Genomic DNA, 23,806 nt, shown 5'->3' with positions numbered 1-23,806 from the left:
ACGCCGTCGCCGCAGAATCGCCTTTGGGCACTATGCTGCGGGGTCGGTATGCTAGCATAGGCGCCCCGCTAAACACTCATTCCTGCGACGTGAAGCGTTCTCAGGATGACCATGAATTGTTCGAGAGTTCTGTCGATGACCAATCCTGCCCTGATTGATGAGCTGAAGACCCTGGTTGAGCCTGGCAAGGTGCTGACCGATGCCGACTCCCTCAATGCTTATGGCAAGGATTGGACCAAGCATTTCGCCCCGGCGCCCACCGCGATCGTGTTTCCCAAGACCACCGAGCAGGTTCAGGCCATTGTCCGTTGGGCCAACGAACGCAAGGTGGCACTGGTGCCATCCGGCGGTCGTACCGGGCTTTCCGCCGCCGCCGTGGCAGCCAACGGCGAAGTGGTTGTGTCGTTCGACTACATGAACCAGATTCTTGAGGTAAACCTCACCGATCGCACCGCCGTGTGCCAGCCGGGGGTGGTCACCGAGCACCTGCAGAATGTCGCCGAAGAAAAGGGCCTGTACTACCCGGTAGATTTCGCCTCGGCCGGTTCCAGCCAGATTGGCGGTAATATCGGTACCAATGCCGGCGGAATCAAGGTGATTCGCTACGGGATGACCCGCAATTGGGTCGCCGGCATGAAGGTCGTCACCGGCAAGGGTGACCTGCTTGAGTTGAACCGCGACCTGATCAAGAACGCCACGGGCTACGACATGCGTCAGCTGTTCATCGGTGCCGAAGGGACCCTGGGTTTTGTGGTCGAAGCGACCATGCGCCTGGATCGCGCGCCGAAAAACCTGACTGCCATGGTGCTCGGTACCGCCGATTTCGATTCGATCATGCCGGTACTGCACGCTTTCCAGGGCAAACTCGACCTGACGGCCTTTGAATTTTTTTCCGACAAGGCCCTGGCCAAAGTCATGGCGCGCGGTGATGTTCCGGCGCCTTTCGAAACCGATTGCCCGTTTTACGCGCTGCTGGAATTTGAAGCGACCACTGAAGAAGTGGCCAACCACGCCCTGGAAACCTTCGAACACTGCGTCGAGCAGGGCTGGGTGCTGGACGGTGTGATGAGCCAGAGCGAAACCCAGCTGCAGAACCTCTGGAAGCTGCGCGAATACATCTCCGAGACCATCTCCCACTGGACTCCGTACAAGAACGACATTTCGGTCACCGTGTCGAAAGTGCCGGCGTTCCTCAAGGAAATCGACGCGATCGTCGGCCAACACTATCCGGATTTCGAAATCGTCTGGTTTGGTCACATCGGCGACGGCAACCTGCACTTGAACATCCTCAAGCCGGATAACCTGAGCAAGGACGAGTTCTTCGCCAAGTGCGCCACGGTCAACAAGTGGGTGTTCGAAACCGTCCAGAAGTACAACGGTTCGATTTCCGCCGAACACGGCGTGGGCATGACCAAGCGTGACTACTTGACCTATAGCCGTTCAGAGGTTGAGATCGAGTACATGAAAGCCGTCAAGGCAGTGTTCGACCCGAACGGCATCATGAACCCGGGCAAGATTTTTGCTGTTTGACTTTCGAACTTAAGCGCTACGAACCAGGAGCCGGTCAATGAGCTATCAGCACCAGTATGTCGACGGTACGCGTATCCACTTTCCACTGGGCAAAGTGGTCTGCATCGGTCGTAACTACGCCGAACACGCCAAGGAACTGGACAACCCGGTGCCTACCGAACCGCTGCTGTTCATCAAGCCGGGCAGTTGCGTCGTGCCGCTCGAAGGCGGCTTCAGCATTCCGACCGAGCGTGGTTCGGTGCATTACGAAGCAGAAATCGCCGTATTGATCGGCAAGCCGCTGTCGACCAAGCCAAGCCGGGAAGAAGTGCTGGATGCGATCTCGGGTTTCGCACCGGCCCTGGACCTGACGCTGCGCGACAAGCAGGCTGAACTGAAATCCAAGGGCCTGCCCTGGGAAATCGCCAAGTCATTCGACGGCGCGGCGGTGATTGCGCCGTTCGTATCCGGCAGCACCTTCGCCGACCTGACCGACATCGGCATTCGCCTGACCATCAATGGTCAAGTTCGCCAGGACGGCAACAGCAGCGCCATGCTCAACCCTATCGTGCCGATGATCCAGCACATGGCCGGATGCTTCTCGCTGCAGGCCGGTGACGTGATCCTGACCGGCACGCCAGTGGGCGTTGGCCCGCTGAATGTCGGCGACGAACTGGTCATCGAATTGCCCGGCGCCAGCAGCTTTACCACCAGCGTCCGCTGACAGCACACCCTCCCGTGGAAGCAAAGCTGCCTGTGGAGAGCTGCCTGTGGGAGCAACGCTTGCTCGCGATAGCGGTCCACCATTCAACTTCAATGTTGAATTCAAAGGCCTCATCGCGAGCAAGCGTTGCTCCCACAGGAATTGCATCCCAACCGGGATTGCTCCCATGACTCCCATTCATGACTATCCGGAATCCATCCGTTAATGGCCAACCCACCGCTGCCCACGCTGAAACCTGCCCGCCGCCCGCGCTTTTTCATGCGCTGGTATTACTGGCTATTGCTGGTTGCCGCCATAACCTATGGCCTGGCCATTGCCATGCATTGGGATGACCGCGGTGCGCTCTGGTTGCAGGAACGTTTCGAAAGCCCCGCCGAGCGCCAGGAAAGTATCTGGCTGCCGAATTACACCGCAATCATCGACGCCAAATTGCTGCCAGGCATGGAGAAGGACGAAGCGTCCGACCTGGCGTACAACCCTCAGACCAAAACCCTGTTCTCGGTCATGGGCAAGAACCCGTTCCTCGTCGAACTGTCCTTGCAGGGCGACGTGCTGCGCAAGATGCCCCTGGCCGGCTGGAGCAATCCGGAAGGCCTGACGGTGATGGGCAATGGCCTGATGGCCATCGTCGACGAGCGCGAGCACCTGCTGTCCATCGTCAAGGTCGATGCCGATACCCGGGAGCTGAACATCGGCGACTTCCCCAAGTACGATCTTGGCCCTTCGAAAGATCAGAACAAGGCGTTCGAAGCCATCGTCTGGGACTCGCGCAATCAGCAGATGTTGTTAGGTGAAGAGCGTCCACCGGCGCTGTTCACCTGGAAAAGCAGCGACGGCGTCTCGCTGGCGGGCGACAAGCAGAAGCTCGACAGTGACGAACTGGACCTGCGTAATCTGTCTGCCCTGGCCATCGACCCACGCACCGGCCATACCCTGGTGCTGTCAGCCGATTCCCACCTGCTGCTGGAGCTGGACGAGCAGGGCAAGCAGGTCAGCTTCATGACCTTGCTGGGGGGCTTCAACGGGTTGGAGAACACCATCCCCCGAGCCGAAGGCGTGACCATGGATGACGCTGGCAACCTGTACATGGTGAGCGAGCCGAACTTGTTTTACCGCTTCGAAAAACAACACTGATCCGAAAAACACGCTGAAAACCTGTAGGAGAAATTTGGACGTTGTAGGCGCAGGCAAGTGGCCATTAAGCTTCAGTTCAGACAGGCGTGGTATTTCATCCGCCTGTTTTGAATCCGAGCACACCAGAATGCGTCGATTGGCCCGTCCCAAATCTCTGATCCTGATCTTCTTAGTCATTGCGCTGATCGCCCTCGTAGCCATGGGCCAATACCTGCGCCTGTTCGAGCGCGGCTGGTTCAACCTGCATGCGCTGTGGCAGGCCGAGAGCGCACTTTCCATTGGTCTTGATCGTTATCAGGTCACGGTCGAGGCGCGGGTGATCGATGGCCTGGATGACGACGTGTCGGCCCTGACATTCGATCCAGTGCGCAAAAGCCTGTTCACGGTCACCAACAAGAATTCCGAATTGATCGAGCTGTCTCTGGATGGCCAGATTATCCGGCGCATTTCGCTGGTGGGCTTTGGCGATCCGGAAGCGGTGGAGTACATCAGCGCCGACACCTACGTGATCACTGACGAGCGCGAGCAGCGATTGATCAAGATTCATCTGGAGGAAGACACCACCTTCCTCGACGCGGCGGACGCCGAGCAGATGACCCTTGGTGTGCATATGGCCGGTAACAAGGGCTTTGAGGGCCTGGCGTACGACTCGGTGGGCAAGCGCCTGTTTGTTGCCAAGGAGCGCGACCCGATGCTGATCTACGAAGTACAGGGTTTTCCGCACTACAATCCGGAAAAGTCCTACGCGGTACATGTGGTCAATAACCCCAAGCGCGATGCCGGGATGTTCGTGCGAGACCTGTCCAGTCTGCAGTACGACGAGCGCAGCGGCCATCTGCTGGCGCTGTCGGACGAGTCGCGGTTGATCCTGGAACTGGACGTGGACGGGCGCCCGCTCAGTACCATGTCACTGAGCAAGGGGCGCCAGGGCCTGCAAAAGACCGTGCCGCAGGCGGAGGGGATCGCCATGGATGACGAAGGCACGATGTACCTGGTGAGCGAGCCGAACCTGTTCTACGTGTTCAAGAAACCCGAACAAAACTAACCAATACCCCAAAACACTGTGGGCGCGGGCTTGCTCGCGATGGCGGCCGGTCAGTCAACAGAATGTTGATTGTAATGGCCTCATCGCGGGCAAGCCCGCTCCCACAGGTTTATCGGTGTTTCTGGTTATTCTGCGCGCAGGGTTTTCACGCCTTCGCTGGTGCCCAGCAACAGCAAGTCCGCGGGTCGTGCAGCAAACAAACCATTGGTCACCACGCCGACGATCGCATTGATCTGCGTCTCCAGCTGCACCGGGTTGGTGATCTGCATGTTGTACACGTCGAGGATGATGTTGCCATTGTCGGTCAGCACACCTTCGCGGTAGACCGGGTCGCCGCCCAGCTTGACCAGTTCGCGGGCCACGTGGCTGCGGGCCATCGGGATCACTTCCACTGGCAGCGGGAACTCGCCCAGGACCGGCACCAGCTTGCTGGCGTCGGCAATGCAGATGAACGTCTTGGCCACGGCGGCAACGATCTTCTCGCGAGTCAGGGCGGCGCCACCGCCCTTGATCAGGTTCAGGTGCTCGTCGCTTTCATCGGCGCCGTCGACGTAGAACTCCAGGTCGCTGACGGCATTGAGTTCGTACACCGGAATCCCGTGGCCCTTGAGGCGCGCGGCAGTGGCTTCGGAGCTGGCGACGGCGCCATCAAATGCGCCTTTGTGTTGCGCCAGGGCGTCGATGAAGCAATTGGCGGTGGAGCCGGTGCCGACCCCGACGATGCTCTTGTCATCGAGTTTCGGGAGGATGAAGTCGACGGCGGCCTGGGCCACTGCCTGTTTGAGTTGATCCTGGGTCATGCGGGCTCCGAAGTGCCGAAGAGGGGGCTGAAGGCCGTCATTATAGGCTGCGGGGCAGCGAAGGTCATGCTCAAACCTGGGGCATACCCCTGTAGGGGCAAAGCTTTGGATTGGGGTGTGGTCGTGTGGCGCGAAGCCGGGTTAGACTCGTTGGTCCTGCCCAACCCGCTCAGTGATGCTTTCCGATGCTCGAACAGTACGTCAAGAAGATCCTCACCTCGCGCGTTTATGACGTTGCCGTAGAAACCCCATTGCAGACTGCTCGCCAGCTCTCCGAGCGGCTGGGCAACAGCATTTGGCTCAAGCGCGAAGACTTGCAACCGGTGTTCTCGTTCAAGATCCGCGGCGCCTACAACAAGCTCACCCAACTGAGCGAGGAAGAGCGGGCGCGCGGTGTCGTCACCGCTTCTGCCGGCAACCATGCTCAAGGGCTGGCCCTGGCGGCCAAGGTACTGGGCGTGAAAGCGACCATCGTGATGCCCAAGACCACCCCGGAGATCAAGGTCGAAGGCGTACGCTCGCGCGGCGGCAAAGTCGTGTTGCACGGGGATTCATTCCCGGAAGCCCTGGCCTACTCGCTGAAACTGGTCGACGAAAAAGGCTACGTCTACATTCATCCCTACGACGATCCTCATACCATCGCCGGGCAGGGCACGGTGGCCATGGAGATCCTGCGCCAGCACCCGGGGCGCCTGGATGCCATTTTCGTCCCGGTCGGCGGTGGCGGGCTGATCGCCGGTATTGCGGCGTACGTTAAATACCTTCGACCTGAAATCAAGGTCATCGGCGTCGAGCCGGACGATTCCAATTGCCTGCAAGCAGCCATGGCTGCCGGTGAACGCGTGGTCTTGCCGACCGTGGGCATCTTCGCCGACGGTGTGGCGGTGGCGCAGATCGGCCAGCACACATTCGACATCTGCAAAGACTACGTCGATGAAGTCATCACCGTCAGCACTGACGAAATCTGTGCGGCAATCAAGGACATTTACGACGACACCCGCTCCATCACCGAGCCCGCCGGCGCGCTGGGCGTGGCCGGGATCAAAAAGTACGTCGAACAGCATGGTGTCACCGGCCATACCTTCGTGGCCATCGACTCCGGCGCCAACGTCAACTTCGACCGCCTGCGCCACGTCGCCGAGCGAGCCGAGCTGGGCGAGGGTCGCGAAGCCATCATCGCCGTGACCATTCCCGAGAAGCCTGGCAGCTTCAAGGCGTTCTGCGAAGCCATCGGCAAGCGCCAGATCACCGAATTCAACTACCGCTACAACACCGGCAGCGAAGCGCATATTTTTGTCGGGGTGCAAACGCATCCGGACACCGATCCGCGCAGCGCGCTGATTGCCAGCCTGGGCGAGCAGGGCTTTCCGGTGCTCGACCTGACCGACAACGAACTGGCCAAGTTGCACATCCGTCACATGGTGGGCGGTCGTGCCGCGCATGTGGTCGATGAAGTGATTCTGCGGTTTGAATTCCCGGAGCGCCCGGGCGCGCTGTTCAACTTCCTCAACAAGCTGGGCGGGCGCTGGAACATATCGATGTTCCATTATCGCAACCACGGCGCTGCGGACGGCCGAGTCGTCGCGGGGCTGCAGGTACCGCATGACGAGCGTCACCTGGTGCCTGCGGCGCTGGAAGAAATCGGCTATCCGTATTGGGACGAAAGCGACAACCCGGCCTATCTGCTGTTTCTGGGCTGAGCGACTACGCTGTTGGGCAAGCCATAAGGAAATCGAACAATGGACACGTTAACCGCCCTGAAAATGGCCCACACTGCGGCGACCGCGATATTGCTGGGTTGTGCGCTGGGCCTGGGGATCTGGGTGTGGCAAACGCGGCGCGGTGGCGACGCCACGGCGGGCAGGCGCACCTTGCAGCGGCCACGGGTGTTTGTCTGGCTGCTGATGGGCCTGGCCCTGCTGAGCATGCCATTCACCGGCTGGTGGATGGTGCACCTGGTGGGCTGGCCCTTGGGGCAGACCTGGCTGCTGGCCTCCAGTGTGCTTTATACCTTGGCGGCGTTGGGGTGGTTCTGGCTGCTGGTGCGGCTGAACAAATTGCGCAAGGCGCCGGGGGGTAATGGCAGATTTACCTTTGCCTTGGCGCTGTTCAGTTTTGTTTGCCTGGTCGCGATTGCGGGGTTAATGGGCGCTAAGCCGGTTTAGCCCGAAAAGATCGTCCGAACGCGGCCCGAGCCTTCGGACGATCTTTTGATCTTCAGTCGCGCAGGGTGATCACCGGCCAACCGCGCTTCTCGGCCTCAGCCCGCAAGTTAGGGTCCGGATCAACCGCCACCGGATTCGCCACCTGCTCAAGCAGCGGCAAATCATTCATCGAATCGCTATAGAAATAGCTGTCGTCCAACGAATGCCCGGTCTCTTGCAGCCAGCGATTCAATCGGGTGACCTTGCCTTCGCGGAAGCACGGCACGTCGGTGCTGCGCCCGGTGTAGCGGCCGTCGAGCATTTCGCACTCGGTAGCAATCAGGGTTTCAACGCCCAGGCGCTCGGCAATCGGCCCCGTTACGAAACGGTTGGTCGCGGTGATGATCACCAGCTTGTCACCTGCGTCGCGGTGCTTGGCCAGCAGTTCGATAGCCTTGGGCAACACGATCGGCTCAATGCAGTCGCGCATGTAGTCCTGGTGCCATTGCGCCAGCGTGGCCATTTCGGTGCGGCCCAGGACCTCCAGGCAAAAGTTCAGGTAAGCGGCGTTATCGAGCTTGCCGGCCAGGTAATCCTGATAGAACTCGTCGTTGCGTGTCTTGTAGGCAACCGCGTCGAGGAACCCGCGCTCGCACAGGTAATCGCCCCAGGCGTGGTCGCTGTCGCCGCCCAGAAGAGTGTTGTCCAAGTCGAATAAAGCCAGCCGCATTGCAGTTACTCGCTGAAAAGTCTGTAGAAAGGCGTCCAGAATACGGACTTTTCACAAGAGTGCACATAAGGTAGGCCGGCTCGTTGCTGCCTTCACAACCTTTGTGGAACAATGCGACGACATGCGTTTGCGAGGTTGTTGCCGTGATCGACCCCGATGGTTTCCGCCCCAATGTCGGGATCATTCTCACGAATGATGCCGGACAGGTGCTATGGGCTCGCCGTATCAATCAAGATGCCTGGCAGTTTCCCCAGGGTGGAATCAATCCCCAGGAGACGCCGGAAGACGCCTTGTACCGCGAGTTGAACGAAGAAGTGGGCCTGGAACGCGAAGATGTTGAAATTCTCGCCTGTACTCGGGGCTGGTTGCGCTATCGTTTGCCGCAACGTCTGGTCAGGACCCACAGCCAACCGCTGTGCATCGGCCAGAAACAGAAGTGGTTTCTCCTGCGCCTGATCTCCAACGAGCAGCGGGTGCGGATGGATTTGACCGGTAAACCGGAGTTCGATGGCTGGCGCTGGGTCAGCTATTGGTATCCGTTGGGCCAGGTGGTGACATTCAAGCGCGAGGTGTATCGACGCGCTCTCAAAGAGCTTGCCCCGCGCCTTTTAACGCGCGACTGACGACGGAGTTCGACCCCGAGCCATGCTCAATACGCTGCGCAAGATCGTCCAGGAAGTTAACTCCGCCAAGGATCTCAAGGCGGCGTTGGGGATTATTGTGTTGCGCGTCAAAGAGGCCATGGGCAGCCAGGTTTGCTCGGTCTACCTGCTCGACCCCGAGACCAACCGCTTCGTCCTGATGGCCACCGAAGGCCTCAACAAGCGCTCGATCGGCAAGGTCAGCATGGCGCCGAACGAAGGTCTGGTGGGCCTGGTCGGTACGCGTGAAGAACCCCTGAACCTGGAAAACGCTGCGGATCACCCGCGCTACCGTTACTTCGCCGAGACGGGGGAAGAGCGCTACGCCTCCTTCCTTGGGGCGCCGATCATTCACCACCGCCGCGTCGTCGGCGTGCTGGTCATTCAACAGAAAGAACGCCGCCAGTTCGATGAAGGTGAAGAAGCCTTCCTCGTGACCATGAGCGCGCAGCTCGCCGGCGTTATTGCCCACGCCGAGGCCACCGGCTCGATCCGAGGGCTGGGGCGCCAGGGCAAGGGCATCCAGGAGGCGAAGTTCGTCGGCGTTCCCGGTTCGCCGGGCGCGGCGGTCGGTACGGCGGTGGTCATGCTGCCGCCAGCGGATCTGGATGTGGTGCCGGACAAGACCATTACCGACATCGATGCCGAACTTGGGCTGTTCAAGACTGCCATCGAAGGTGTGCGTGCCGACATGCGTGCCTTGTCGGCCAAGCTTGCGACCCAGCTGCGCCCGGAAGAGCGCGCGTTGTTCGACGTCTATCTGATGATGCTCGACGATGCCGCGCTGGGCAACGAAGTCACCACCGTGATCAAGACCGGGCAGTGGGCCCAAGGCGCGTTGCGCCAGGTTGTCACCGATCACGTCAACCGCTTCGAACTGATGGACGACGCCTACCTGCGTGAGCGCGCATCGGACGTCAAGGACCTCGGCCGACGCCTGCTGGCTTACTTGCAGGAGGAGCGCCAGCAAAACCTGGTCTACCCGGAAAAAACCATTCTGGTCAGCGAAGAACTGACGCCGGCGATGCTCGGCGAGGTTCCGGAAGGCACGCTGGTTGGCCTGGTCTCGGTGCTTGGCTCGGGTAACTCCCACGTTGCGATCCTGGCTCGGGCCATGGGTATCCCGACGGTTATGGGCCTGGTTGACCTGCCATACGCCAAGGTTGACGGCATCGAGCTGATCGTCGACGGCAATCGTGGCGAGGTCTACACCAACCCCAGTGACGTGCTGCGCAAGCAATTCGCCGAGGTGGTGGAAGAAGAGAAGCAACTGGCCCTGGGTCTCGACTCTTTGCGAGACCTGCCATGCGTGACCCTCGACGGCCACCGCATGCCGCTGTGGGTCAACACCGGCCTGCTGGCGGACGTGGCGCGGGCGCAGAAGCGTGGCGCCGAGGGCGTTGGCCTGTATCGCACCGAAGTGCCGTTCATGATCAACCAGCGCTTCCCGAGCGAAAAGGAGCAGCTGGCGATCTATCGCGAGCAGCTCGCCGCGTTCCACCCGCAGCCGGTCACCATGCGCAGCCTGGATATCGGCGGTGACAAGTCGCTGTCGTATTTCCCCATCAAGGAAGACAACCCGTTCCTGGGATGGCGCGGCATTCGCGTCACCCTCGACCACCCGGAAATCTTTCTGGTGCAGACCCGGGCCATGCTCAAGGCCAGTGAGGGCCTGAACAACCTGCGAATCCTGTTGCCGATGATCTCCGGCACCCACGAGCTCGAAGAAGCCCTGCACCTGATCCATCGGGCCTGGGGTGAAGTGCGCGACGAGGGCACGGATGTTCCGATGCCCCCGATTGGCGTGATGATCGAGATTCCGGCGGCGGTGTACCAGACCAAGGAGCTGGCGCGACAAGTCGATTTCCTTTCGGTCGGTTCGAACGACCTGACCCAGTACCTGCTGGCGGTGGATCGCAACAACCCGCGGGTGGCCGATCTCTACGATTACCTGCACCCGGCAGTGCTTCAAGCGCTGCAGAACGTGGTGCGTGATGCCCATGCCGAGGGTAAGCCGGTGAGTATCTGCGGCGAGATGGCCGGTGATCCTGCGGCGGCGGTGTTGTTGATGGCGATGGGTTTCGACAGCCTGTCGATGAACGCCACCAACCTGCCCAAGGTGAAATGGATGCTGCGCCAGATCAATCTGAGCAAGGCCAAGGAGTTGCTGGCAGAGCTGATGACCATCGACAACCCGCAAGTTATCCACAGCTCGTTGCAGTTGGCGCTGAAGAACCTTGGGTTGGCGCGGATCAATAATCCGGCGACTGCCAAGGTGCTCTAAACCGCTGATGGCCTCATCGCGGGCTTGCCCGCGATGAGGCCGGCACAGGCAAGACAAAATCAAACCCTGATTTCCACTTCCCCCAAATGCCCGCCATACGGCCCGAAGCTCCGCTCGACCATATGCCGAGTGCCATCCGCCTGCACAATCAGCGCCGTACTCGCCCGCGTCCCGTAAGTCGGGCTGGCAATGAACACACTCGACAGCAACGCCTCGGTTGCCAGCCCCACCCCGGTATCCGGCAGCTCGGCAAAGTCGGCTGTCTGCGGGTCGTTGAGCAGCGCAAGCAGAACATCAGGCTGTGGATCGTCCAGCGCTCTTTCCAGTGCCGAGCGGGCCTTGAGCAACTTGGGCCAGGGCGTGTCGAGCCCGGCATTGGATAAACCATAGACTCCCGGCTGCAGCATCACCGCCTCCGACTCCCGGGCGTTGAAGTGCCACAGCTCATGATTGTTGCCAACCAACAGGTTAAAGCCGGCATATTCAACCGAACGTCCGACAACGTCGTTTAAATAATCATCAATTGGTATGTCGCCACTGAGGAACCGTGCGACCAGCTCGCCCCGGGATTTGCGCGCTGGTGGCTGATGGGGATCGCGAATATTGGTCAGCGCGGCGAAGCGGCCATTGGCGCCAATACCGAGCCAGGTGCCGCCGGCTTCCAGGTCTCGACCGGCGTACACCTGGGGCGCTTGCGACCACTGCGCAAGGGGCAGGCTGGGACGGGCGTAGAACTCGTCGCGGTTGGCCGCCACGATCAGCGGCTGGGCATGCCCGGGTCGCCAGGCAAAAACAATCAGGCACATAAGAGGGTCCCATGCGTTTTTTTCCCACTGTACGCAGTCATCGTCCGTCGATCCATCGCCTTGCACAGTGGAGCCTTGGCCCCCGCATCCGTTACCATGCCGCTCCTGATTTCACGATGCTAGGGATATGGCCATGGAAATTCTGCTCTATCTGGCGCTGGGCGCCTGTGCGGGCGTACTGGCCGGGCTGTTCGGGGTGGGGGGCGGCATCATTATCGTCCCGGTACTGGTGTTCAGTTTCACTTTGCAGGGTTTCGATGCGTCGATCCTGACTCACCTGGCGGTGGGTACATCCCTGGCGACGATCATTTTTACCTCGGTCAATGCGGTTCGCGAGCATCATCGCCGCGGGGCCGTGCGTTGGCCGATCTTCGCGTGGATGACCGTGGGTATCCTGATGGGCGCCGGTTTTGGTGCGCTGACGGCCGAAGCGATCTCCGGGCCGAACCTGCAGAAGATTATTGGCGTATTTGCGCTGGTCATCGCTGTGCAGCTGGCTCTGGACGTCAAGCCCAAGGCCAGCCGAACGGTGCCCGGCAAAGTCGGTCTGACCCTGGCCGGCAGCGTGATCGGTTGGGCCTCGGCGATTTTCGGGATCGGCGGTGGCTCGCTGACCGTGCCGTTCCTCACCTGGCGCAGCGTGCCAATGCAGCAGGCGGTGGCCACGTCATCGGCGTGCGGCCTGCCGATTGCGCTGGCCAGTGCTTTAAGTTTCATGATTCTGGGCTGGCACGATCCGTTGTTGCCGGCCCATAGTCTCGGTTTTATTTATTTACCGGCGCTGCTGGGCATTGCCCTGACCAGCATGTTCTTCGCCCGGGTGGGCGCGCGGCTGGCTCACCGACTGTCGCCGAAATTGCTGAAAAGACTGTTTGCCGCTTTGCTGTTCTGCGTCGGGCTCAGCTTCCTGCTTTGACGCGCTCCGCAATACTGGCTTAATCCTGGCGTGACAGCGTCGCCCGGGAATTTAGAAAGTTTCAACTCTAACGAGGAGTCGCAATGCTGCCTTACCCGCAGATCGACCCGGTGGCCTTGGCCATCGGTCCGCTGAAAATCCACTGGTACGGCCTGATGTACCTGATCGGCATTGGCGGCGCATGGTGGCTGGCGTCCCGCCGGCTGAACCGCTTCGACCCGACCTGGACCAAGGAGAAGCTCTCCGACATGGTGTTCTGGATGTCGATGGGCGTGATCGTCGGCGGCCGCCTGGGCTATGTGCTGTTCTACGATCTGAATGCCTATCTGGCCAACCCGACGCTGATTTTCGAAGTGTGGAAGGGCGGCATGTCGTTCCACGGCGGCTTTATTGGCGTGATGCTGGCGGCATTGTGGTTCGGCAAGAAGAACAACAAGTCGTTTTTCCAGCTGATGGATTTCATCGCACCGATGGTGCCGATCGGCCTGGGTGCCGGCCGTATCGGCAACTTCATCAACGCCGAACTGTGGGGCAAGGCAACGGACGTGCCGTGGGCGATGGTGTTCCCGACCGATCCTGCGCAACTGGCGCGTCACCCGTCGCAGCTGTACCAGTTCGCACTGGAAGGCGTGGCGCTGTTTGCGATCCTGTGGATTTTTTCCCGCAAGCCACGGCCGACCATGGCGGTGTCGGGGATGTTCGCGCTGTTCTACGGCATCTTCCGCTTCATCGTTGAATTCGTCCGCGTACCGGACGCGCAACTGGGCTATCTGGCCTGGAACTGGCTGACCATGGGTCAGGTGCTGTGCGTACCGATGATCGTTGGCGGGTTGTTCCTGATCTGGCTGGCGTATCACCGCGCCCCGGCTACTCCGGCAGCGGCAGTATAAAATTCGAACCCGGGGCTCGGGCCCCGGGCTCAAGGACACAGGTAACTCATGAAGCAATATCTCGAACTGGTCGCCCACGTCATCAAGAACGGCACCAAGCAGGCCAACCGTACCGGCGTGAACACCATCAGTTTTCCCGGTGCGATGCTGCGTTATGACCTGCAAGAAGGTTTTCCGGCAATCACCACTCGCAAAATGGCCTTCAAATCGGCCATTGGCGAAATGTGCGGATTCTTGCGAGGGGTGAACAACGCCGCCGAATTCCGCGCCCTGGGCTGCAAGGTCTGGGACCAGAACGCCAACGAAAATGCGCAATGGCTGGCCAACCCGTTCCGCCAGGGTGAAGACGATCTCGGCGAGATCTACGGTGTGCAGTGGCGCAAATGGCCGGCATACAAGCAGATCCCGGTCAGCAACCAGGCGGCGATCGAGCAGACCCTGAGCCAGGGATATCGGCAGATCGCCGCGGGCGAAGAAGACGGCGAGGCTTATGTGGTGCTGTACAAGGCGATCGACCAGATCCGCCAGTGTATCGACACCATCATCAAGGACCCAGGTAGCCGGCGCATCCTGTTCCACGGCTGGAACGTCGCGCAGCTCGATGAAATGGCCCTGCCGCCGTGCCACCTGCTGTACCAGTTCCACCCGAATGTCGAGACCAGGGAGATTTCCCTGACCCTCTTCATCCGCTCCAATGACCTGGGCCTGGGCACGCCGTTCAACCTCACCGAAGGCGCCGCGCTGCTGAGCCTGATCGGCCGCCTGACCGGCTATACACCGCGCTGGTTCACCTACTTCATCGGTGATGCGCACGTGTACGAGAACCATCTGGACATGCTCAACGAGCAGCTCACGCGTGAGCCGTTCCCGATGCCCAAACTGGTGATCAGCGACCGGGTGCCGGAGTTTGCCAAGACCGGTGTTTATCAGCCTGAGTGGCTGGAGCTGATCGAGCCTGGCGATTTCTCGCTGGAAGGCTATCAGCACCACGCGCCAATGACCGCGCCGATGGCGGTCTAACGCCTCCGTTATCTCTCCGCGTAGGAGCTGCCGAAGGCTGCGATCTTTTGATCTTGATTCACAGCAAGATCAAAAGATCGCAGCCTTCGGCAGCTCCTACAGGGGATGGGTGGTGCTTTTAGTGGCCGTGGCTGCGGCCAACATGGGAGGGCTCGACTTCCGTCGCGACAACCCCGCCACTCACCTCCAGCCGCTGCAAAATCCCGCAATGCTCGCTCCCTGGTCCCTCGCCGCAACGTTGGCGCAGGTCGAGAAGCTGTGCCTGCAATGCCAGCAAGCCCTCGATCCGGGCCCTGACGTGATGGATGTGCTCATCCACCAGCGCATTCACGCTTTCACACTGATCCTGCGGACTGTCGCGCAATGCCAGCAGGCTGCGGATCTCTTCCAGGGTCATGTCGAGGGTGCGGCAGTTGCGGATAAACGTCAGGCGTTCGACGTGGGCCTGGGTGTATACGCGGTAGTTGCCGTCACTGCGCGCGGGCTCTGGCAGCAGGTTCTCACGCTCGTAATAGCGGATGGTCTCCACGGCGCAGTCGGTCAGTTTGGCCAGCTCTCCGATCTTCATGGCTGCAAATCTCCAAATGGGTGCTTGACCCTATAGTGGCTACAGGGTCTTTACTTGGCAACAGGCACCTACATGGACGCAAACCAATGAGCGACTCCCAGCACATCCACAAACCCGGCGCGGATCACGATCATGATCACGCCCCCAAGCTTCAGCCTGTACAACAGCATGACCATGGCAGCCATGGCGACTCGTGCTGTGCTTCCAAAGCCGCTGCGCCGTCGCTGATCAAGCTGAGCGAAACGCCGACCGACGGCGCGCGCCTGAGCAGTTTCCGCATCGATGCCATGGACTGCCCGACCGAGCAGACGCTGATCCAGAACAAGCTCGGTAAAATGGCAGGTGTGCAGCAACTCGAATTCAACCTGATCAATCGGGTCCTGGGCGTGACCCATGACCTGCCCAGTACGGCGCCGATCATCGAGGCGATCAAGTCGCTGGGCATGGTGGCCGAGCCGATGGAGCAGGGCGCCGAAACGCCTGCGCCGATTCCCGAGAAAAAGCATTGGTGGCCTCTGGCGCTGTCGGGTGTGGGTGCACTGACTGCAGAAGTGATCCACTTCACCAACGCCGCGCCGGACTGGGTGGTGGCGATCATCGCGCTGGTTTCGATCCTCAGTGGTGGCCTCACTACGTACAAAAAAGGCTGGATTGCGCTCAAGAACCTCAACCTGAACATCAACGCGTTGATGAGCATCGCGGTCACCGGCGCGGTCCTGATTGGCCAGTGGCCGGAAGCGGCGATGGTGATGTTCCTGTTCACCGTGGCCGAGTTGATCGAAGCCAAGTCGCTGGATCGAGCGCGCAACGCCATTGGCGGCCTTATGCAGATGACCCCGGAACAGGCCACGGTGCAGCAAGCCGACGGCCGCTGGATTGAGCAAGACGTCAAAACCATCGAGCTCGGCGCGCGAGTGCGGGTGCGTCCCGGCGAGCGGATTGGCCTGGACGGCGAAGTCGTTTCGGGCAGTTCCACCATCGATCAGGCGCCGATCACGGGCGAAAGCCTGCCGATCGAGAAGACCGTGGGCGATAAGGTGTTCGCCGGGACCATCAACCAGGCAGGGTCCCTGGAATATGCCGTCACTGCTGCGGCCAATAACTCTACGCTGGCGCGGATCATCCACGCCGTGGAACAGGCGCAGGGCGCACGGGCGCCGACCCAGCGTTTCGTCGATCAGTTCTCCAAAATCTATACCCCGGCAGTGTTCCTGCTGGCCTTGGCCGTTGCCGTGATTGCGCCGCTATTCATGGGCGGCGCCTGGTTCGACTGGATCTACCGGGCGTTGGTCTTGCTGGTGGTCGCTTGCCCATGCGCGTTGGTGATTTCCACCCCGGTGACCATCGTCAGCGGCCTCGCGGCGGCGGCGCGCAAAGGCATCCTGGTGAAGGGCGGGGTTTATCTGGAGGGCGGCTACAAGCTCGATTACCTGGCGTTGGACAAGACCGGCACCATCACCCATGGCAAACCGGTGCAGACCGATTATTTGTCGCTTGACCCAACCGCTGACGCAACCGCCCCAGCGATTGCGGCGGCGTTGGCCGGTCGCTCGGATCACCCGGTGTCGTTGGCCATCGCCAATGCGGCTGTGGATAAACAATTCGCGCCGCTGGTTGTGGATAACTTTGAAGCGCTGGCTGGTCGCGGTGTGCGCGGTGAAATCAACGGTCAGGTCTACCATTTGGGCAACCATCGGCTGGTAGAAGAGCTGAATCTTTGCTCGCCGGAACTGGAAGAGAAGCTGTTTGCACTGGAAAAACAGGGTAAATCGGTGGTCTTGTTGCTCGACAAGTCCGGCCCGCTGGCGCTATTCGCCGTGGCCGATACGGTCAAGGAGTCCAGCCGCGAGGCGATCCGGCAACTGCACGAACTGGGCATCAAAACCCTGATGCTTACCGGCGACAACGTCCACACCGCTCAGGCGATTGCCGCGCAAGTGGGTATCGACGAAGCCAAGGGCGACCTGCTGCCAACCGACAAGCTGCAAGCCATCGAAGCACTTTATGCACAGGGCCATCACGTCGGCATGGTCGGCGATGGCATCAACGATGCGCCGGCACTGGCTCGGGCAGAGATCGGTTTCGCAATGGCGGCTGCTGGTACCGATACCGCCATCGAGACCGCCGATGTCGCCCTGATGGACGACGATCTGCGCAAGATCCCCGCGTTTATCCGCCTGTCGCGGCAAACGTCGAGCATCCTCAAGCAGAACATTGCCCTTGCATTGGTAATCAAGGCGATCTTTCTTGGGGTAACCTTCGCCGGGGTCGCCACCATGTGGATGGCGGTGTTCGCCGACATGGGCGTGAGCCTGTTGGTGGTGTTCAATGGTTTGCGTTTGTTGCGCAAGTAAGCGATGAGGATCGGGTGTGCTGAGTGCGGAGCTGAAGGCGTTTTATATGGTGGCCCGCCTGGGCAGCATCACCCAGGCGGCGAAAAAGCTCGGGCTGAGCCAGCCTACGGTGACCACCCAGATTCGCAATCTGGAAAGCCAGTACTCGGTTGAACTGTTCTATCGCGGTGGCCGCCGCCTCACTGTCAGCGATGAAGGGGCGCGACTGCTGCCCATGGTCAAGGCATTGATGCAGCAGGAGGCGGACATCGAGTTCTTCCTGCGCAACAGTGGTCAGGTTCAAGGCACTTTGCGCATCGCGGCTACTGCGCCTTATTACATTCTCGACCTGGTGAAGACCTTTCGCGAGCGCCTGCCCCAGGTGGAGGTGTCGGTGGAAATCGGCAACTCGCAGCAGGTGCTGGAGGCGCTGGAGGAGTACCGCGTCGACGTCGCTGCTTCCTCGCAGTTGCTGGATGATGCGCGATTGATCCGTCGAGTGCTGGGTACCGATCCACTGGTACTGGCGGTGCATCGCAATCATCCGCTGGCGGTGCATGATCATGTGCCGCTCAGCGCGTTGGCCGGGCATACCCTGTTGATGCGCGAATCCGGCTCCACCACCCGGCGCTTGACTGAAGAGCTGCTGGCCAGTGCCGGCGTGGGTTTCGGACCGCTGCTGGAAATTGGCAGTCGGGAGTCGATCCGCGAGGCAGTGCTGCGCAATATCGGTATCAGCATCATTGCCCGCCAGGAAGTGCCGCATGATCCGCAACTGCGGGTGTTGACCATCGAGAATGCGCCGCAGATCCCTGAATACCTGTACTGCCTCAAGGAGCGCAAGGGCGCGCGGTTGCCGGCGGCGTTTCTCGGGTTGGCGCAAGAGATGGCGCCGGCCTGAGATCTTTTGACTTCAACCCAAATCCCTGAATACCACTATCAGCCGTTTTTGCCTCACTGCCACATCACGTACGCATTACATCCCTAGGATGGCTCTCATCTGCTTTATGAGGTCTGTCCATGAACCACTCGATCGCAACTGCCCTGACCAACCCCGGCGCCCCGATGAAAGTGCGCGGCGTGCAGAAACGCTTTGGCGCGTTCACTGCGCTGGATAACGTTTCCCTCGACGTGGCAGCCGGCGAGCTGGTTTGCCTGCTCGGTCCGTCGGGCTGCGGCAAGACTACTTTGCTACGCTGCATCGCCGGCCTGGAGAAACAGGACAGCGGCGAGCTGTACCTGGGCGATCGCGACGTTTCCCACCTGGCGCCCCAGGCCAGGGACTACGGCATTCTGTTCCAGTCCTACGCCTTGTTCCCCAATCTCACCGTCGAGGCAAACATCGCCTATGGCCTAGCCGGCAGTGGTCGCGATGAAGTGCGTAAGCGTGTGGGGCAGATGCTGGAGCTGGTCGGCCTGATCGGCAGTGAAAAAAAGTACCCCGGGCAACTGTCCGGCGGCCAGCAGCAACGCGTCGCCCTGGCGCGGGCATTGGCGCCGGCACCGTCGCTGTTGCTGCTCGATGAGCCGATGTCGGCCCTCGACGCCCGGGTTCGCGAGCATCTGTGCACCGAGCTGCGCCAGCTGCAGCGCAACCTGGGCATTACCACCCTGATGGTCACGCACAACCAGGACGAGGCCATGCTGATGGCCGACCGCATCGCCGTGATGAACAACGGCAAGGTCGAGCAGTACGCTACCGCGCAGGAAATCTACGACCGTCCGGCGACTCCCTTTGTCGCCGAGTTCGTCGGCCAAGGCAACTGGCTGCCGTTCAGCCGCAGCAATGGCAGCCATGCCCAGGTGGGCGGGATGAACATGCGCCTGGCGGAGGGGGGCGCGAAAACCGCATCGGGGCGCTTGTTCTGCCGACCTGAAGCCATCTGCGTCAACCCGACGGTGCATGAGGAAAACCTGTTCCCGGCCAAGGTTCGCGAGATCACTTTCCTCGGCAACCGCTGCCGCATGAGTTTCGAACTCGACCAATTGCCTGGCCATGCGCTGCTCGCCGAGCTGGCGCCTGAAGCCATGCCGCGTCTTGGCGCGCAGCAGATCATGGTGGCCTTGCCACCGCGCAGCCTGCAGGTATTCGCCTGATGAGCGCGAACATCGCCCTGCCGATGCCGCGCAAGCAGGTGCGGCAGACTTCCCGGGCCGAGATCGGCGATCGGCTGTTCGTGGTCGGCGGCAAAATGGTTTTGCTGGTATTGCTCGGCGTCGCGGTATTGCTGCCGTTGCTGGCGATCTTCTGGCGCGGGTTCAGCGCCGAGGCCGGGCAGGGCGGTGGCCTGGTCGCCGCCCGGGAGTTGGTAACCAGTGCGAACTTCCACTGGCTGTTGGGCAACAGCCTGAAAGTTTCCCTCAGCGTAGCGGCTATTGTCGTCCCGCTGGCCTACCTCTTTGCCTACGCGCTGCAACGAACGCTGATTCCAGGCAAAGGCGTCTGGCGCGGTATTTCCCTGTTGCCGCTGATGGCGCCCTCAATGCTGCCGGGAATCGCCCTGGTCTATCTGTTCGGCAACCAGGGCATGTTGCGCGGCCTGCTCTCGGACAACATCTACGGTTTCTGGGGCATTGTTCTGGGCGAGGTCATCTACACCTTCCCGCATGCCTTGATGATCCTGCTGTCAGCGCTGTCATTGGCAGATGCGCGCCTGTTCGACGCGGCTTCCAGCATGGGCGCCAGTCCGGCGAAAGCTTTTCGCAGCATCACCTGGCCGGCGACGCGTCAGGCCGTGTTCGCGGCGTTCTGCCTGGTGTTCACCCTGACCATTACCGACTTTGGCGTGCCCGTGGTGGTCGGCGGCGATTATCAAGTGCTGGCACTGGAAGCTTATAAGGCGGTGGTCGGCCAGCAACAGTTCGGCCGTGGCGCTCTGATCGGCATGGTCCTGCTGCTGCCGGCACTGCTCAGCTTCGGTGTCGACGCCTGGTTGCGTCGCCGTCACGGCGACTCCATGAGCGGTAGGGCGCAAGTGTTCAAACCGCTGCCATCGCCCCTGCGAGACAGGTGTTACCTGGCGATCGTGATGCTGATCTGCGCGGTGCTGTTGCTGGTATTTGGCATGGCGGTGTTCTCGTCGCTGGTGAAATTCTGGCCGTACAACCTGTCGCTGTCGCTCAATCACTACCAGTTCAACGACACGGCAGGTGGTGGCTGGCTGGCCTACGGCAACAGCGTGAAGATGGCCGTGTGCACAGCGCTGATCGGCAGCGTGCTGATCTTCACCGGCGCCTACCTGATGGAAAAAACCAAGGGCCAGCGCGGCCTGAACCTGACCTTGCGCATGCTCAGCTTTGTGCCGATGGCGGTGCCCGGCCTGGTGCTCGGCCTGGGTTATGTCTTCTTCTTCAATCTCACTGGCAACCCGCTGCATGTGCTGTACGGGTCCATGACGCTGCTGGTGGTGTGCACGATTGCTCATTATTTGACCACCGCCCAGATGACCGCCACCACAGCGCTGCGCCAACTCGATGGCGAGTTCGAAGCCGCTGCGTTGTCGCTCAAGGCACCGCTGTATCGGCACTACCTGCGTGTCACCGTGCCGATCTGCCTGCCCGCGCTGCTGGACATCGTGCGCTACCTGTTCGTCTCGGCGATGACCACCGTCTCGGCCGCGATCTTCCTGTACAGCCCCGACACCATCCTCGCGGCGGTGGCGGTGCTGAACATGGATGACGCCGGCAACGTTGGCGGTGCGGCCGCGATGTCGACCCTGATTCTGTTCACCTCGGCGGGCGTGTCCCTGCTGCTGGCCTGGGCCTCGCGCGGTTTGCTGCGTCGCTCCCAGGCCTGGCGGCAGACCGTGCCCGGAAAATAGATCTGTCCCCATAAAAGGAGCTGCATCATGTTCAAGCCTATGGCCCTGGCCGCTGCTGTCCTCACCGCTTTCAGCCTGAACGCCTTTGCGGCGAAAACCGAGTTGACGGTGTACACCGCGCTCGAAGCGGAACAGCTCAAGACTTACAAAGAGGCATTTGAGAAAGCCAACCCGGACATCGGGATCAAGTGGGTTCGCGACTCTACAGGCATCATCACCGCCAAGCTGCTGGCTGAGAAAGCCCGCCCGCAGGCTGATGCCGTGTGGGGCCTGGCGGCATCGAGCCTGGCGATTCTCGACCAGCAAGGCATGCTGCAGAGCTATGCACCCAAGGACCTGGACAAGATCGGTGGCAACTACCGTGACGCCGCCAATCCACCCGCCTGGGTCGGCATGGATGTCTGGGCCGCGACCATCTGCTTCAACACCGTCGAGGCCGAGAAACAGGGGCTGACCAAGCCGGTAAGCTGGCAGGACCTGACCAAGCCTGAGTACAAAGGCAAAATCGTGATGCCTAACCCGGCGTCGTCCGGCACTGGTTTCCTCGACGTCAGCGCCTGGCTGCAAACCTTCGGCGAGAAGCAGGGCTGGCAGTACATGGACGACCTGCACCAGAACATCGGGCAATACGTCCACTCCGGCTCCAAGCCTTGCAAGCTCGCCGCCTCCGGCGAATTCCCGATCGGCATTTCCTTTGAATACCCGGCCGTTCAGCTCAAGCGCCAGGGCGCTCCGCTCGACATCATCCTGCCGAAGGAAGGCCTTGGCTGGGAGATCGAAGCCACCGCGCTGATCAAGGGCTCGCAGCACGAAGAAGCGGCGAAGAAGCTGGCTGATTTCTCTGCCAGTCCGGCGGCGATGGAGCTGTATAAAGAGAATTTTGCGGTGCTGGCTCAGCCGGGAATCGCCAAGCCACAGACCGAGCTGCCGGCGGATTACGAGCAGCGCTTGATCAAGAACGACTTTGCCTGGGCGTCGAAGAATCGCGACGAAATCCTGACCGAGTGGCGCAAGCGCTATGACGGCAAGTCCGAGAAAGTGGCTGCCAAGTAGGATCTTTATCGGCTGACAGGGCCACTTCGCGGGCAAGCCCGCTCCCACAGGTTTCGAGGTGTTCGCGAATTTGGCGTTCACTACAAACCCTGTGGGAGCTGCAGTGAACAAAGATGCTGTGAACACCACAGAGCCTGTGGGGCCTGGCAAGCCAGCTCCAATAGGGATTTGTAGTGAACACAGATGTTGTGAACACCAATAAACCTGTGGGAGCGGGCTTGCCCGCGAAGGCGGCTTCGAATTCAGGACAAAACCCATGACACAACACAGCGACATACTGATCGTCGGCGCCGGCATCCTGGGTCTGTCCCATGCCTACGCCGCCGCCAGGCGCGGGCTCAAGGTCAGCGTTTTCGAACGCAGCGAAACACCCCTGGGCGCCTCGGTGCGCAACTTCGGCCAGGCCCTGGTCACCGGCCAGCCACCCGGCCCGATGCTCGAACTGGCCAAGGCCAGCCGTGATATCTGGGGCCAATGGGCGCAACTTGCCGGGCTGCAGCTCAAGCGCAATGGCTCGTACCTGTTCGCCCGCACGGAAGCCGAAGAAGGTTTGCTCGAAGCCTTTTGCGCCGGCCGCGCGGTGGAACACGATTACCGCGTCGACCTGCTGCGCGGCTCAGCGCTACGCGATTTGTACGGCGGTCAATTCCGCCATCACCGGGCCGCGCTGCATGGCCTGGAGGATCAGCAACTGTATTCCCGGGAAGCGATCCCGGCATTGATCGACTACCTGCGCCGCGAGCTGGGCGTCGAGTTTCATTTTTCGACGCTGGTGCGCGACATTGAACCGGGCCGCGTGCACAGCACTGCGGGGGTATTCAGTGCCGGGCAGATCATCGTTTGCTCCGGTCATGATTATCAGACCCTGCTGGCCGGCCCCATCGCCGAGCTCAACCCGCAAGTCTGTCGCCTGCAAATGCTGCGGGCGCGGCCGCAGGTCAACCTCAACCTGCAACATGCGCTGCTCACCGGCCTGAGCTGCGTGCACTACGGTGCTTTTGCCGATCTGCCCGAAGCTGCGGCAGTGCAGGCGCAGATTGTGCGAGAAACACCCTACTTGCACGAAAACGGCATTCACCTGCTGATTAGCCCGACGCCTTACGGCGAATTGATCATTGGCGACTCGCACCATTACGGCAACGATGCCTCACCCTTCAATGCCGAGCAGGTGGATGACTACATGATCGAACTGGCCGAGCAGACGCTTGGCTGCAAGATCAAAGTGGTGGAGCGCTGGCAGGGCGTCTACGGTTCACGGGGTCCGGCGCCCTTTTCGTTCCTGCGTCCTGCCGGCGGGCTGAGTGCAGCGCTGATGCACAGCGGGGTCGGCATGAGCGTCGGGCCGGCCATGGCTGAGCGCAACGTGGCGATCTTGCTGGGGGAATAAT

The 23,806-nt window shown here is 60.9% G+C and carries 21 protein-coding genes; 17 read left to right on the top strand and 4 right to left on the bottom strand.

All coding sequences use genetic code 11. From position 1 onward, the window contains the following. Nucleotides 1–135: 135 nt before the first annotated feature. The 4 genes from AAEZ05_RS01285 (at nucleotide 136) to AAEZ05_RS01270 (ending at nucleotide 4,412) form a co-directional block, all read left to right on the top strand. Nucleotides 136–1,530: a D-2-hydroxyglutarate dehydrogenase gene (locus tag AAEZ05_RS01285; RefSeq protein ID WP_350598769.1), complete on the top strand. Its 1,395-nt coding sequence runs from the start codon at nucleotides 136–138 to the stop codon at nucleotides 1,528–1,530. A gap of 37 nt (nucleotides 1,531–1,567) precedes the next feature. Further along, nucleotides 1,568–2,233 (top strand): fumarylacetoacetate hydrolase family protein, encoded by a 666-nt coding sequence (locus tag AAEZ05_RS01280; protein ID WP_045059770.1) that lies wholly within the window; start codon nucleotides 1,568–1,570, stop codon nucleotides 2,231–2,233. 204 nt (nucleotides 2,234–2,437) lie between these two features. After that, nucleotides 2,438–3,367: an SdiA-regulated domain-containing protein gene (locus AAEZ05_RS01275; protein WP_045059771.1), complete on the top strand. Its 930-nt coding sequence runs from the start codon at nucleotides 2,438–2,440 to the stop codon at nucleotides 3,365–3,367. A 127-nt stretch (nucleotides 3,368–3,494) separates the two neighbouring features. Continuing rightward, nucleotides 3,495–4,412 (top strand): SdiA-regulated domain-containing protein, encoded by a 918-nt coding sequence (locus AAEZ05_RS01270; RefSeq protein WP_350646460.1) that lies wholly within the window; start codon nucleotides 3,495–3,497, stop codon nucleotides 4,410–4,412. A gap of 125 nt (nucleotides 4,413–4,537) precedes the next feature. On the opposite strand, the gene rpiA is transcribed toward AAEZ05_RS01270, so the two are convergent. Next, complete coding sequence (gene rpiA / locus AAEZ05_RS01265) at nucleotides 4,538–5,212, bottom strand: ribose-5-phosphate isomerase RpiA (RefSeq protein ID WP_350646459.1); 675 nt, start codon at nucleotides 5,210–5,212, stop codon at nucleotides 4,538–4,540. 185 nt (nucleotides 5,213–5,397) lie between these two features. On the opposite strand from rpiA, the gene ilvA reads away from it, so the two are divergent. Both ilvA and AAEZ05_RS01255 read left to right on the top strand, forming a co-directional pair. After that, entirely contained in the window at nucleotides 5,398–6,912 is a 1,515-nt protein-coding gene (ilvA, locus tag AAEZ05_RS01260; protein ID WP_122841104.1) for a threonine ammonia-lyase, biosynthetic, read from the top strand. Nucleotides 6,913–6,951: 39 nt separating this feature from the next. Further along, nucleotides 6,952–7,377 (top strand): DUF2269 domain-containing protein, encoded by a 426-nt coding sequence (locus AAEZ05_RS01255; protein ID WP_350646458.1) that lies wholly within the window; start codon nucleotides 6,952–6,954, stop codon nucleotides 7,375–7,377. Nucleotides 7,378–7,429: 52 nt separating this feature from the next. Here AAEZ05_RS01255 and AAEZ05_RS01250 read toward each other — a convergent pair whose 3' ends face one another. After that, the gene (locus AAEZ05_RS01250; protein ID WP_045059776.1) at nucleotides 7,430–8,086 is read right to left on the bottom strand and encodes a histidinol-phosphatase; all 657 of its coding nucleotides are present in this window, start codon (nucleotides 8,084–8,086) and stop codon (nucleotides 7,430–7,432) included. A gap of 143 nt (nucleotides 8,087–8,229) precedes the next feature. On the opposite strand from AAEZ05_RS01250, the gene AAEZ05_RS01245 reads away from it, so the two are divergent. Next, nucleotides 8,230–8,709 carry an RNA pyrophosphohydrolase gene (locus tag AAEZ05_RS01245; RefSeq protein ID WP_007945562.1) on the top strand — a complete coding sequence of 160 codons (480 nt, stop codon included), beginning with the start codon at nucleotides 8,230–8,232 and terminating at the stop codon, nucleotides 8,707–8,709. A 22-nt stretch (nucleotides 8,710–8,731) separates the two neighbouring features. Further along, nucleotides 8,732–11,011: a phosphoenolpyruvate--protein phosphotransferase gene (gene ptsP / locus AAEZ05_RS01240; protein ID WP_045059777.1), complete on the top strand. Its 2,280-nt coding sequence runs from the start codon at nucleotides 8,732–8,734 to the stop codon at nucleotides 11,009–11,011. A gap of 59 nt (nucleotides 11,012–11,070) precedes the next feature. On the opposite strand, the gene AAEZ05_RS01235 is transcribed toward ptsP, so the two are convergent. Beyond that, nucleotides 11,071–11,817, bottom strand: coding sequence for an NRDE family protein (locus AAEZ05_RS01235; RefSeq protein WP_205893127.1), 747 nt, complete (start codon nucleotides 11,815–11,817; stop codon nucleotides 11,071–11,073). Nucleotides 11,818–11,950: 133 nt separating this feature from the next. Here AAEZ05_RS01235 and AAEZ05_RS01230 point away from each other — a divergent pair, with 133 nt between their 5' ends. The 3 genes from AAEZ05_RS01230 (at nucleotide 11,951) to AAEZ05_RS01220 (ending at nucleotide 14,643) form a co-directional block, all read left to right on the top strand. Next, on the top strand, nucleotides 11,951–12,733 hold the full coding sequence (locus AAEZ05_RS01230; RefSeq protein WP_045059779.1) for a sulfite exporter TauE/SafE family protein: 783 nt from the start codon (nucleotides 11,951–11,953) through the stop codon (nucleotides 12,731–12,733). Between the two features lie 83 nt (nucleotides 12,734–12,816). After that, nucleotides 12,817–13,623 (top strand): prolipoprotein diacylglyceryl transferase, encoded by an 807-nt coding sequence (gene lgt / locus AAEZ05_RS01225; protein WP_045059780.1) that lies wholly within the window; start codon nucleotides 12,817–12,819, stop codon nucleotides 13,621–13,623. 48 nt (nucleotides 13,624–13,671) lie between these two features. Next, entirely contained in the window at nucleotides 13,672–14,643 is a 972-nt protein-coding gene (locus tag AAEZ05_RS01220; protein ID WP_045059781.1) for a thymidylate synthase, read from the top strand. A gap of 118 nt (nucleotides 14,644–14,761) precedes the next feature. On the opposite strand, the gene cadR is transcribed toward AAEZ05_RS01220, so the two are convergent. Then, a complete protein-coding gene (gene cadR / locus AAEZ05_RS01215; protein ID WP_045059782.1) occupies nucleotides 14,762–15,211 on the bottom strand; it encodes a Cd(II)/Pb(II)-responsive transcriptional regulator in 450 nt (149 codons plus the stop codon). 86 nt (nucleotides 15,212–15,297) lie between these two features. Here cadR and AAEZ05_RS01210 point away from each other — a divergent pair, with 86 nt between their 5' ends. The 6 genes from AAEZ05_RS01210 (at nucleotide 15,298) to AAEZ05_RS01185 (ending at nucleotide 23,805) form a co-directional block, all read left to right on the top strand. Next, nucleotides 15,298–17,565 carry a heavy metal translocating P-type ATPase gene (locus AAEZ05_RS01210; RefSeq protein WP_350646457.1) on the top strand — a complete coding sequence of 756 codons (2,268 nt, stop codon included), beginning with the start codon at nucleotides 15,298–15,300 and terminating at the stop codon, nucleotides 17,563–17,565. A 16-nt stretch (nucleotides 17,566–17,581) separates the two neighbouring features. After that, the gene (locus tag AAEZ05_RS01205; RefSeq protein WP_045059784.1) at nucleotides 17,582–18,445 is read left to right on the top strand and encodes a LysR family transcriptional regulator; all 864 of its coding nucleotides are present in this window, start codon (nucleotides 17,582–17,584) and stop codon (nucleotides 18,443–18,445) included. A 119-nt stretch (nucleotides 18,446–18,564) separates the two neighbouring features. After that, entirely contained in the window at nucleotides 18,565–19,641 is a 1,077-nt protein-coding gene (locus tag AAEZ05_RS01200; RefSeq protein ID WP_045059785.1) for a putative 2-aminoethylphosphonate ABC transporter ATP-binding protein, read from the top strand. Beyond that, the gene (locus tag AAEZ05_RS01195; RefSeq protein WP_350646456.1) at nucleotides 19,641–21,365 is read left to right on the top strand and encodes a putative 2-aminoethylphosphonate ABC transporter permease subunit; all 1,725 of its coding nucleotides are present in this window, start codon (nucleotides 19,641–19,643) and stop codon (nucleotides 21,363–21,365) included. The genes AAEZ05_RS01200 and AAEZ05_RS01195 overlap by 1 nt, the downstream gene beginning before the upstream one ends. Nucleotides 21,366–21,392: 27 nt before the next feature. After that, nucleotides 21,393–22,418 (top strand): putative 2-aminoethylphosphonate ABC transporter substrate-binding protein, encoded by a 1,026-nt coding sequence (locus AAEZ05_RS01190; protein WP_045059787.1) that lies wholly within the window; start codon nucleotides 21,393–21,395, stop codon nucleotides 22,416–22,418. A 256-nt stretch (nucleotides 22,419–22,674) separates the two neighbouring features. Continuing rightward, a complete protein-coding gene (locus AAEZ05_RS01185) occupies nucleotides 22,675–23,805 on the top strand; it encodes a TIGR03364 family FAD-dependent oxidoreductase (RefSeq protein ID WP_045059788.1) in 1,131 nt (376 codons plus the stop codon). The last annotated feature ends 1 nt before the right edge of the window (nucleotide 23,806 follow it).

Origin of the sequence: Pseudomonas sp. HY13-MNA-CIBAN-0226 (genome assembly GCF_040310305.1) — a bacterium.
Taxonomy (GTDB): domain Bacteria; phylum Pseudomonadota; class Gammaproteobacteria; order Pseudomonadales; family Pseudomonadaceae; genus Aquipseudomonas; species Aquipseudomonas gregormendelii.
The sequence above is the reverse complement of the archived record's forward strand: the minus strand, read 5'-3'. Positions and strand labels throughout refer to the sequence as shown.